At 67.4% G+C, this 10882-nt stretch carries 9 protein-coding genes; 5 read left to right on the top strand and 4 right to left on the bottom strand.

What is annotated here, in order from left to right:
- Positions 1–124: 124 nt before the first annotated feature.
- The 4 genes from NV401_RS10265 to xth all read right to left on the bottom strand — a co-directional run bounded on the left by NV401_RS10265 (position 125) and on the right by xth (position 5617).
- Positions 125–3496 carry an amidohydrolase family protein gene (locus NV401_RS10265; RefSeq protein ID WP_380816933.1) on the bottom strand — a complete coding sequence of 1124 codons (3372 nt, stop codon included), beginning with the start codon at positions 3494–3496 and terminating at the stop codon, positions 125–127.
- 125 nt (positions 3497–3621) lie between these two features.
- Positions 3622–4353, bottom strand: coding sequence for a DUF72 domain-containing protein (locus tag NV401_RS10260; protein ID WP_261294320.1), 732 nt, complete (start codon positions 4351–4353; stop codon positions 3622–3624).
- On the bottom strand, positions 4350–4817 hold the full coding sequence (locus NV401_RS10255) for an NUDIX domain-containing protein (RefSeq protein WP_261294319.1): 468 nt from the start codon (positions 4815–4817) through the stop codon (positions 4350–4352). The genes NV401_RS10260 and NV401_RS10255 overlap by 4 nt, the downstream gene beginning before the upstream one ends.
- A gap of 2 nt (positions 4818–4819) precedes the next feature.
- Positions 4820–5617: an exodeoxyribonuclease III gene (gene xth / locus NV401_RS10250; protein ID WP_261294318.1), complete on the bottom strand. Its 798-nt coding sequence runs from the start codon at positions 5615–5617 to the stop codon at positions 4820–4822.
- Between the two features lie 176 nt (positions 5618–5793).
- On the opposite strand from xth, the gene NV401_RS10245 reads away from it, so the two are divergent.
- From NV401_RS10245 to NV401_RS10225, 5 genes are read left to right on the top strand one after another with little or no spacing between them, the layout of a single operon-like run.
- Positions 5794–7938, top strand: coding sequence for a TonB-dependent siderophore receptor (locus NV401_RS10245; protein ID WP_261294317.1), 2145 nt, complete (start codon positions 5794–5796; stop codon positions 7936–7938).
- Positions 7939–7952: 14 nt separating this feature from the next.
- The gene (locus NV401_RS10240; protein ID WP_261294316.1) at positions 7953–8321 is read left to right on the top strand and encodes a hypothetical protein; all 369 of its coding nucleotides are present in this window, start codon (positions 7953–7955) and stop codon (positions 8319–8321) included.
- Complete coding sequence (locus NV401_RS10235; RefSeq protein WP_261294315.1) at positions 8318–9892, top strand: PepSY-associated TM helix domain-containing protein; 1575 nt, start codon at positions 8318–8320, stop codon at positions 9890–9892. Before NV401_RS10240 ends, NV401_RS10235 begins: the two co-directional genes overlap by 4 nt.
- The gene (locus tag NV401_RS10230; protein WP_261294314.1) at positions 9889–10191 is read left to right on the top strand and encodes a DUF3325 domain-containing protein; all 303 of its coding nucleotides are present in this window, start codon (positions 9889–9891) and stop codon (positions 10189–10191) included. Before NV401_RS10235 ends, NV401_RS10230 begins: the two co-directional genes overlap by 4 nt.
- Positions 10191–10829, top strand: a complete 639-nt coding sequence (locus NV401_RS10225; protein WP_261294313.1) for a DUF4198 domain-containing protein — start codon at positions 10191–10193, stop codon at positions 10827–10829. The genes NV401_RS10230 and NV401_RS10225 overlap by 1 nt, the downstream gene beginning before the upstream one ends.
- Positions 10830–10882: the final 53 nt, after the last annotated feature.

The raw sequence follows: 10882 nt of genomic DNA, 5'->3' as shown, positions 1-10882 counted from the left end.
GGTTGCGTGGCTGATCACGATCCCCGCCTCCGCCGCGGTCGGCGCGCTGTTTTACGGCATGACGACCCTCTTCTAGCACCCGCGCCGTGCCGCGCCGGCATCGGCCGGCGCGGCACGCGGCCGGTCAGTCCCCACCGGTGACGCTGTCCGTGCCCGGCAGGCTGCCCGCGCCGTTGCCGCCCTGTTCCCACCACAATGGCGCGCGGCGGTGATCGCCGGTGGCGACTTCGTTCAGCGTCAGCGGGTCGTACAGCCGCCCGCCCAGCATAACGCGGTTGATCTTGTCGCTGTTGCGGATGTCGACCGTCGGATCGGCATCGAGCACGACGAGATCGGCCAGCTTGCCGACTTCGAGCGACCCGATATCGGCGGCATAGCCGAGCGAGGTCGCCGGCACGATCGTCGCGGCGCGCAGTGCCTGCAGCGGGGTATAGCCGCCGCGTACGAACGACCACATCTCCCAATGCGAGCCCAGCCCGGATTGCTGGCCGTGCGCGCCGATCGAGACCTGCACGCCGCGTTCGGCGAGCTTCTTCGCCTCGCGCGCGGTCTCGTCGTCGACGAACGCTTCCTCGGGCGCCATCGTGCGCCGGCCGTTCTGCGCGAGCAGCATCGCGGGCGGCTCGTAGCGCGACACGATCGGGTGCTTCCACACGTCCATATGCTGCCGCCAGTACGGATCGCCAGCGAGGCCGCCATAGGCGACAACGAGCGTCGGCGTATAATTGGTCTTGGTCTGCGACCACATACTGAGCACGTCGGCATAGAAGGTCTCGGCCGGCAGATTGTGCTCGAGCGTGGCATTGCCGTCCTGGATCAGGCTGATGTCCAGGGAATAGAGCGAGCCGCCCTCGGGCACGACTTCCATATTTTCGGCCTGCGCTGCGGCCACGACCATCTGGCGCTGTTCGCGGCGCGGCTGGTTGTAGTTCTTCACGCTGTACGCGCCCTGCGCCTTCAGGCGGCGGACATCGGCCAGCGCATCCTCATACGTGTCGATCTCGGCATAGACGTCGGGCGATTTGGCGCCGTAGATCACTTCCCCGGTCGAAAAGATCCGCGGGGCGATGATCTTGCCGGCACGCTGCAGCTCCGCAGCGACGAAGATTTCCGAGGCGCTGGACGAGGGATCGTGGATCGTTGTCGTGCCCATGGCGAGGTTGAGCATCGCCGACCAGTTCTGCTGCGGGATCAGATCGTCCTCGGCCTGCGCGCCATGCGCATGCGCATCGACCATCCCGGGCATGATCGTCTTGCCCGCCAGATCGACGATCGTCGCGCCGGCCGGAATCGCCACGGCGGCGCGCGGGCCGATCGCGGCGATGCGATCGCCGCGGATCACGATCACGCCGTCGTCGACGATCCCGCCATTCTGCCCCGCCATGGTGACGAGCCGCGCGCCGGTCAGCGCGACGGTGCGCGTCGGCCGGTCGGCGGTGATGTCCATCGACAGCGACAGGCCGGTCGCCGGTGGCACGAACTTCGCGACCTTGTCTTCGTCGTCCAGTGCAGGCGCCTGCTTGAACAGCGCATCCGTTTCCACCGTATAGAAAGTGGGCCCGAGCGACCAGTTGAGCCGCGTGCCGTTCTGCGACCAGCCGATGAAACTCGCGCCCTGACTGCTCACGCGCGTAACGGGCAGCGCGCCCTTCTTGATGTCGACCGCCACGTCCTGCGTGCCCGGCATCAGCGGCATCACGAACGCCTCGTAATTCTGCCGGAACGCGAGGTTGCGGCCGTCCGACGAGACCTGGAAATCGTTGACCAGTTCGCCGGTGGCGTGGACGCGCTTGGCCTGGCCGTTGAGATCGGTGCTGACCAGCTGCCGCTTGCCCTTGTCGCGACCGAGGAAGAACACGCGGCCGCCATCCGCGCCGAATTGCGGCGTGCTGCCGTCCCGGGCGATGCGCGTCGGCGCGCCGCCGGTCGCGGCGATACGATAGATGCCCGGATTTTCGCTGCCGCGTGCCGCGGTGAGCGGGCCGCCCTGATTGCTCTGGTAGACGATCGTGCGTCCGTCCGGGGCGAAGCGGGGCACGCTGTAATGACCGGCATTTGCCGTCACGGCACGCGGCGTGCCGCCGGTCGCCGCGACGGTGCGGATCTGGCCGAGCCCCGCATCGCTCCAGCCGACGAACACGATCGATCGCCCGTCGCGCGACCAGGACGGCCACAATTCGAAGTCGCTCTCGGTGCCGCGCGTCAAGCGCCGCGGTGCGCCACCCGCGACCGGCTTGAGCCATAATTTGCCGAGCGTCTCGAACAGCACGGTCCGGCCATCGGGCGACAGGCTCGCCCAGCGCGGCATCTTGGTGGCGAAGGTCGCCGGCGCCACCGGGATCTGCGGATGCACCGCATCGATCACCACGCGCGTGTCGTTGACGCTGAACGGAATTTCGCGCGCGCCCGAACCATCGGCCGCCACGCGGCGGATCTTGCCGCCGGCCCAGATCACGATGCTGTCGTTATCCGGGGTCCATGCCATGTTGGGATACACACCGGTCACCGCCCAGGTTTCCTGCACGTCGCGGTCGAGCGCGTCGTAGATCTTGCGCTCGGTGCCCGCCGCCAGATCCTTGACGTACAGTTTCGAGCGCCCCGCCTCGCGCCGTACGAACGCGATCTTCTTGCCGTCTGGCGACGGGGTCGGCCGCACCGATCCGCCGACGCCGGACACCGCCGTGCTGACCTCGCCGCTGATCATGTCGTACCGTTCGATATTGAACAGGTCGCCATACGAATCCTGCGCATATTCGAAGATCGGGCCGGGCGTGACGTTGCGGGTGTAATAGACGCTCTTGCCGTCGGGTGCGTAGATCGGCTCGCCCAGCTCCTTCTGCAATTCCTCGCTCGCGCGCTTGACCAATTGCACGCCGCCGCCGCCCGAGACGTGATACAGCCATACCTCGCCGGTGCCGAGCGAGCGCCCGGTGGTGAAATGCTTCTTGGCGACGATGAAACGGCCGTCCGGGCTCCAGCTCGGCTGGTTGAGCAGGCGGAAATCCTCCTTGGTCAGCTGGCGCTTGTCGCTGCCGTCGAGGTTCATGATCCAGATATTGTCGCCACCGCCACGATCGGAGACGAAGGCGATGCGCGTGCCATCGGGCGAGAAGCGCGGCTGCTGTTCATAGGCCAGCCCCTCGGCAATGCGGCGCGGCGTGCCGCCGGCGATCGGCATCGTGTAGATGTCGCCGAGCAGGTCGAAGGCGAGCGTGCGGCCGTCGCGCGAGACGTCGACATTCATCCAGGTGCCTTCGCTGACCGCGATCGGCACCTGCCGGGTGACCATGCCGGGGGGGGCATTGACGTCCCATTTCGGAGGCTTGGCATCGGCCGGCCGGGCCGCCACGGGCGCGGCGGCGGGGGCCGGCGGCGACACAGGCTTCGGCGCGGGCTGATCCGGATTGATCACTTCGTTTTCCGGCGCCTGGGTGGGCGGCACCTGGGTCTGCACCGGGGGCGCGGTCTGCGCCCAGCCCGGCGTCAACACCATCATGCTTGCGATAACCGCCGTCACCGTGTTGCGCATCTCGATCCCCTATTGCCTGTATCGGTCCTGTCGCGACGTCGTATGCGGCGGCCGGGCGTCGCGCAACGGCGCAAGCGCTTGATTTGCGCGGTTTAGGACGAGCCGAGCAGCGACCGGAGCGCCACGGCATTGGGCGCCGCCGCGCCCGACGCAGTATTGTCGAAGATGCACCAAGATGATGCCTGGTCGCCGTCCTCTTTGGCGAACGACATCGCCAGTGCGGCGAGATCAGCCGCATCATAGGGCGAATAATAGGTGCGTGGCGCGCCGTGGAGGCGGCGATAGCGCAATCCGGTCCAGCCGCCGGGCCGGTCGCCGCCCGGGGCGATCGCCGGGTCGGCCGCGACCCGCGCGACGCGGCGATCGGCTAGCGCCGCCTCCGCATCGGCGGCGAACCAGCTCGCGTGGCGCGGTTCGCAGGCGATCTGTACCGCGTCCGACAGCCGGCCGCGCAGCGCCGTGAAGAAGGTGAGGGCGGTTGGCTCGTGATAGCCGAAGCTGGGGGGAAGCTGCAGCAGCACGACCCTCAGCGCGTCGCCGAGCCCGGCGATCTCACGCACGAAGGCGTCGAGCAGCGGCGCCGCGCCGGCCAGCCGGGCGGTGTGCGATATTGCCTTGGGGATTTTAACCGCGAAGGCGAAGTCGGCGGGAACGCTGGCTGCCCAGCGCTGGTAGGTCGCGGGCCGGTGCGAGCGGTAGAAGGTGGAATTGATCTCCGCCGCGTTGAGCACCGCGGCGTAGCGCTCGCGATGCGTGCCGCTGCCGGGGAAGGCGGGGGCTGCCTCCCGGGGGATCGACCAGCCCGCGGTGCCGATCCTGATCACCCCGTCGCCGCCAATGCTGCGACGAGCCGGTCGATCAGCGGCGCCTGGCTCGGCAGGATGCACTGCCGCGCCTCTGCCACGGCGAACCAGCGGGCTTCGTCGACCTCGGGAATGGTCATCTTCTGCCCGCTGCGCGGCGGCCAGTCGATCTCGATCGTGTTGCTCACCACCAGCGCCGGATCGACGTCACGCTCCGCCGCGAACGCGACGACGATCTTGCCGCCGGACTGGCGTACCTCGCCCAGGCTGAGCAGCGGCGTTTCGATCCGCACGCCGAGCTCCTCGGCCACTTCGCGCCGCGCCGCCGCCTCGTCTGCCTCGCCCGGCTCGACCATGCCCTTGGGCAACTGCCAGGCGCCGGTGTGGCGGTGGCGCCAGAAGGGGCCGCCGGGGTGCACCAGCAGCAGTTCGAGCGACTGCTGCGGCGTGCGATAGAGCAGGATCCCCGCGCTGCGCCGGGCCATGATCAGCGCTTGCCCCGGCGCGGCTTGGGATCGGCAAGCGTGATCCAGGTCGGCGCGTGATCGCTGGTCTTGTCCCAGCCGCGAACCTCCCGGTCGACCTGCGCATCGGCGAGGCGCGGCGCGAGCGCCGGGCTGAGCAGCAGATGATCGATGCGCAGCCCGGCATTGCGGCCATAAGCGTTCCGGAAATAGTCCCAGAAGGTGTAGATCGTCTCGTCGGGATGGATCGTGCGCAGCGCATCGGTCCAGCCCTGCGCGACCAGCCGGGCGAAGGCGGCGCGGATCTCGGGGGCGAACAGCGCATCGTCGTGCCAGCGCTCCGGCTTGTAGACGTCGGCCTCGGTCGGCATCACGTTGAAATCGCCAGCGAGCACGACCGGGGCGCCGGTCGCCAGCAAGGTTGCGGCATGATCGATCAGCGCCTCGAACCAGGCAATCTTGTACTCGAACTTGGGGCCGGGGCGGGGATTGCCGTTGGGCAGATACAGGCCGGCGATCAGCACGCCGTTGATCGCCGCCTCGATATAGCGGCTCTGCGCGGGATCGGGATCGCCGGGCAGCCCGCGCCGCGTCTCGTGGATCTCGCCGACCCGGCTGAGCAGCGCGACCCCGTTCCAGCTCTTCTGACCATGCCAGATCGCGTCATAGCCCAGGTCCCGGATCGCGGATTCCGGGAACTTGTCCTGCGGCGCCTTCAACTCCTGCAGGCACACGACGTCCGGCTGCGCCTCGGCTAGCCAGCGCAGCAGCACCGGCAGCCGGCCGTTCACCCCGTTCACGTTATACGTCGCGATCTTCATCGCATTTGCCGCCCCTTCATCGGCACTAGACGCGGATTGGCACCAGACGTTCCACCCTGCGATGCAAAACAGCTATTGCGACTAATTCACAATATCGCTAACTGACCCTCACCGATGTGGCGGATCAGGAAGCCGCTCGAGCGGCCGGCGCATCGCCTTCATTTTGGGGTTCTTACATGACCAAATATTCGCTTCTGCTGGGCAGCGCGCTCGCTCTTCTCGCCGTTCCGGCCGCCGCACAGACGGCCGATGACGCGCAGCCGCAGGACGATGTCGTGGTCGAGGGGCGCTATACGATCCCTGACAAGATCGACACCGCGACGGGGCTTGGCCTGACGGTGCGCGAGACGCCGCAATCGGTCAGCATCATCACCGCGCAGCGCATTCTCGACCAGAACCTAATCAGCATCGCCGACGTCATCCAGAACGGCGTGGGCGTGACGGTCAACGAGGTCGACGACGTGCGCAACAATTTCTATGCGCGCGGCTTCGAGATCCGCAACACGCAGCTCGACGGCGTGCCGACCAACTGGACGCTGGCCGGCGGTGCGGGCGAGACCAATATCGACGTGTCGATCTTCGAGCGCGTCGAGATCGTGCGCGGCGCGACCGGGCTGCTGAGCGGCGCAGGCGATCCCTCCGCCTCGGTCAATCTGGTGCGCAAGCATGCCGACGCCACGGATTGGGGCGGCTACGCCAATGCCAGCTATGGCAGCTGGGACACGGTGCGCCTGTCGGGCGATGTCGGCGGCGCGATCACGGCGGACGGCCGCGTCCGCGTCCGCGCGGTCGGGCGTTACGAGCAGGGCAACAGCTATATCGATCTCTACAAGAACAAGAAGTTCGTGTTGTACGGCGTGATCGACGCGGATGTGACCGACAATACGCTGCTGCGCGTCGGCATGAGCCATCAGGAGGCGCAGCCCGACGGCGCGACCTGGGGTGCGCTGCCGACCTTCTACAGCGACGGCAGCCTGACCAACTGGCCGCGATCGAAGACGCCGGCGGCGCCCTGGACGCATTGGAACACGACCAACCAGAACATCTTCGCCACGATCCGCCACGATTTTAACGATCGCTGGAGCATCGTCGCCAATTACAACCGCGTCCGGAACGCGCAGCAGACCGAATTGCTCTATCTCTCCGGCACGGTCGATCGCGCCACGGGGCAGATCCAATATGCCTTCCCGTACAAGGACGAGGGCAATAACGTGCAGAACAGCTTCGACGGCCAGATCAAGGGCCTGGTCAAGCTGTTCGGGCGCGATCACGAGATCGTGCTCGGCGCGCTGACCAGCAGCCAGGACCGCGATACCTCGACTTTCGCGGCGCTGAGCTTCCCGCCCGGCACCAATTTCGAGCAATCCGGCGGCACGACCTATCCCTATCCCGGCTTCTCGACCACTGCGTCGGTCGGCGAGAAGACCAAGATCAAGCAGGAAGGCTATTACGGCGCGGTGCGCTTGAACGTTTCGGATAGCCTGAAGATCATCGGCGGCGGGCGCCTGGCGAGCTGGAACATTAACGGCGTGCAATTCGGCGTGACGACCGATTACGGCAACAAGAACGAATTCATCCCCTATGTCGGCGCGCTGTACGACATCACGCCGAACCATCGTCTGTACGGCAGCTTCACCAAGATCTTCCAGCCGCAGAACGCGCGCGACCGCAATCTCGATCTGCTCGCGCCGCTCGACGGCAAGGCTTATGAGATCGGCCTGAAGAGCGCGTTCTTCAACGAGGCGCTGCAGACCTCGGTGGCGCTGTTCCGGATCGAGCAGGACAATGTCGCGCAGAACGATATCGTTATCACGCCGCCCAACGGCCTGCCGCAGCAGACCTATCGCGCCGCGCAGGGCGTCACCAGCCAGGGCTTCGAGCTCGAAGTGACCGGCCGGCCGTTGCCGGGCTGGAACGTCAATTTCGGCTACAGCCAGTTCAAGGCGGAGGATCGCGACGACGTGGCCGCGAACACCGATCAGCCGCGCCGGCTGCTCAAGCTGTTCACCACCTATACGCTGCCGGGCGCGCTCGACCGCGTGACGGTGGGCGGCGGCGTCAACTATCGCAGCAAGGCCTATACGGCGAGCACCAACCCGGTCCTGTCCACGCTGACCAACCCGGTGCCGTTCAACTTCGAACAGAAGGGCTATGCCCTGGTCAGCCTGATGACGCGCGTTGCGCTGACCGAGCGGCTCCAGCTGCAGGCCAATCTCGAAAACCTGTTCGACAAGACCTTTTACAGCCAGGTCGGCTTCTTTGATCAGTATCGTTACGGCGCCCCGCGCAATTTCACGATCAGCGCCAATTATCGTTTCTGAGCGATGCCCCGGCCGTGCCTGGCGCCGCTGCGCCGGGCACGCCGACTCTCCTCGAAGACCAGATCGGACGCTTCCGTATGGCCGCCAAGGCAGTTCCTGAGCGACGTTATCGCCTGATCGTCATGAGCCGCGCGCTGCTCGCGATCCCGTTCAATTACGCGCTGACCGCGATCGTCACCGGTCTGCTCGCGCGGCACCTGCCATTGGCGCGGGTCGAGGCGAGCATCGCGGCGACGCTGCTCTCGTTCGCGATCTTTCCGGTGATCGCGATGGCGATCTTCTACGCGCGATCGACGCTGCGTGCCTGGCTGTGGATGAGCGGCGCGATCGTGCTGCTTGGCGCCGCGCTCGCACTGTCGGTCCAGCTCGGTGGGCGGGCATGAGACAGGGGTTCCGCCAGTCGATGGCGTGGCTGCACACCTGGGCCGGGCTGCTGTGCGGCTGGCTGCTGTTCGCGATGTTCGTGACCGGTACGGCGGCCTATTTCCAGGACGAGATCGGCCGCTGGATGAAGCCCGAAGTCCATGCCAATCCCGATCGCGCGGCCGCGACGCAGGCGGCGATCGGCTATCTCCAGGCGACGGCGCCCAATGCCGATATCTGGTACATCGCGCCGCCGTCCGCCCGCACGCCGACCGCCGATCTGTTCTGGCAGCCGGGCAAGGATGAGATTGCCGCGCGCGGCACGCGCCAGCGTGGCGACACCAGCGCGATCGTGGACGGCTATGGCCGCCCCGTCACGGTGCGCGACACCAAGGGCGGCTGGTTCCTCTACCGCTTCCATTTCGACCTGCATTACATGCCCGTGCTGTGGGCGCGCTATCTCGTCGGCATCGCCAGCATGTTCATGCTGATCGCGATCCTCTCGGGCATCGTCACGCACAAGAAGATCTTCGCCGATTTCTTCATGCTGCGCTTCGGCAAGGGGCAGCGCAGCTGGCTCGACGCGCACAATGTCACGGCGGTGTTCGCACTGCCCTTCTATCTGATGATCACCTATACCGGGCTGGTGACGCTGGCGACGCAGCTCATGCCCTTCGGCGTGATCGCCAATTATGCATCGCCCGGCACCTTCTTCAACGAGGTGTTTCCGGCCGGCAAGCCGGTCGAGCGCGCCGGCGTCGCTGCGCCCCTGGTGCCGATTGCGCCGTTGATGGCGGCTGCAGCCGCGCGCTGGGATGGCGCGGGCGTTGGATCGGTGCGCGTGACCAATCCCGGCGACCGCAGCGCGCTCGTCACGCTGACGCGCGCGCCGGGGAGTGCGATCGGATCGAGCGGCGACACGCTGATCTTTTCCGGCGCGACCGGCGCGCTGCTCGACCAGAGCGGGGCAACCGGCGGCGCGATGGCGACACAGGCTGTAATGATCGGGCTGCACGCCGGCCGCTTTGCCGGATGGGGCCTGCGCTGGCTGTATTTCCTGTCCGGCGTGGCCGGCGCGGTGATGGTCGGCAGCGGGCTGGTGCTATGGACGGCCAAGCGCCGCGCCAAACTGCCCGATCCAGCGCATCCGCCGTTCGGGTTTCGCCTGGTCGCCCGGTTGAACATCGCGGCGATCGCCGGGCTACCCGCCGGGATCGCCGGCTATTTCCTCGCCAACCGGCTCTTGCCGCTGGTCATGGAGCAGCGCGCGGCCTGGGAAATCCACTGTCTGTTCATCGTCTGGGGCGCGACCTTGGTCTGGGCGATCGCCCGGCCCGAGCGCCGCGCCTGGATCGAAAGCCTGGCCGCCGCAGCGCTGCTGTTCGCCGCGGTGCCGATCGTCAACGCCGTAACCGTGCCACGCAATCTACTCACTGGGTTGCTGTCGGGCGATTGGCTGTTCGTCGCGTTCGATCTCGCCATGATCACGCTGGCCGTCGGGTTCGGGTTCGCTGCGCGCAAGGCCGCACATGCCAAGGCGATATCGTCGCGCCGCGCGCGCCGGGCGGCGCGGGCAATGGCGACGGCATGACGCACCTTATCGCCATCGCATTGTGCATCACCGGGTTCGCCAGCCTGTGTGCCGCGATGCCGCGCCATCAGCGCATGGTCGTCGGGCGCCTGCTCGGCGATGCAGCCGGCTTCCGCTTGCGCCTCGCCGGTGGTGCAGCGTTGCTGCTTGCACTGGCGGTCGATCTCGCCGGGCTCGGCGCGGCCTACGGTGCGATCACCTGGTGCGGCCATCTCACCGTGGCGGCGGCGTTGGTCGTCGCCCGCCTCAACCGGGCCTCGTCCCGTCCTTCGAGCAAGCACAGAGCAGGAGATCGATGATGAAGATGACGACCTTATGGGCGGCACTGGCCACCGTGGTGGCAATGCCGGCCACGGCGCACGAAGTCTGGATCGAGCGCGACGCCAGCGGGCCGGCGCGCATCTATCTCGGCGAACCGGGCGACGTGGTGCCCGCGGCGGGCGATCCGGAATTCCATCACCTGCAGAAGCCGCAACTGGTCGGGGTCGAGGGGCCGGCCGCGCCACTGGTACGCCGGGCCAACCATATCGCGGTGGCGGTGGCGGGGCGCGGCGACATACGGGTACGCGACGATGCGGTGTTCGCGCCGTGGAAGTCCGGCGAGGCCTGGCAGGGCGCGATCTATTACGCCCGCGCCGGGCGCACCGAGCCCAGCCACGCGCTGGATCTCGAACTGGTGCCGGTGGCTGCCGGCAGCGATCGCGTCACCTTGCTGTTCCGCGGCCAGCCGCTGCCTGGGGCGAAGCTGACGGTGATCACGCCCGATCGCTGGCAGAAGGCGTTCGTCACCGATGCGACCGGGCGGATCGATCTGCCGCAGCAGGGGCGGGGGCGCTACATCGTCGGCGCGACGCACACCGAGGACAAGCCGGCCACGCTCGGCGGGCAGGCCGTGGCGAGCGTGATGCACGTTTCGACGCTGAGCTTCGTGCGCTAGCAATTCGGCGCGGCGGGCGTTGCCAAGGCCGGCATCCTCGCCGATGAGGGGGG

Source organism: Sphingomonas hylomeconis (genome assembly GCF_025370105.1).
GTDB lineage: Bacteria > Pseudomonadota > Alphaproteobacteria > Sphingomonadales > Sphingomonadaceae > Sphingomonas > Sphingomonas hylomeconis.
The sequence above is the reverse complement of the archived record's forward strand: the minus strand, read 5'-3'. Positions and strand labels throughout refer to the sequence as shown.

Bases quoted from the DNA above. Each gene is read 5' to 3' on its own strand.
- NV401_RS10245 (WP_261294317.1), top strand. From the start codon at position 5,794: ATGACCAAATATTCGCTTCTGCTGGGCAGCGCGCTCGCTCTTCTCGCC.
- xth (WP_261294318.1), bottom strand. From the start codon at position 5,617: ATGAAGATCGCGACGTATAACGTGAACGGGGTGAACGGCCGGCTGCCG.
- NV401_RS10230 (WP_261294314.1), top strand. From the start codon at position 9,889: ATGACGCACCTTATCGCCATCGCATTGTGCATCACCGGGTTCGCCAGC.
- NV401_RS10225 (WP_261294313.1), top strand. From the start codon at position 10,191: ATGAAGATGACGACCTTATGGGCGGCACTGGCCACCGTGGTGGCAATG.
- NV401_RS10255 (WP_261294319.1), bottom strand. From the start codon at position 4,817: ATGGCCCGGCGCAGCGCGGGGATCCTGCTCTATCGCACGCCGCAGCAG.
- NV401_RS10265 (WP_380816933.1), bottom strand. From the start codon at position 3,496: ATGATGGTGTTGACGCCGGGCTGGGCGCAGACCGCGCCCCCGGTGCAG.
- NV401_RS10235 (WP_261294315.1), top strand. From the start codon at position 8,318: ATGAGACAGGGGTTCCGCCAGTCGATGGCGTGGCTGCACACCTGGGCC.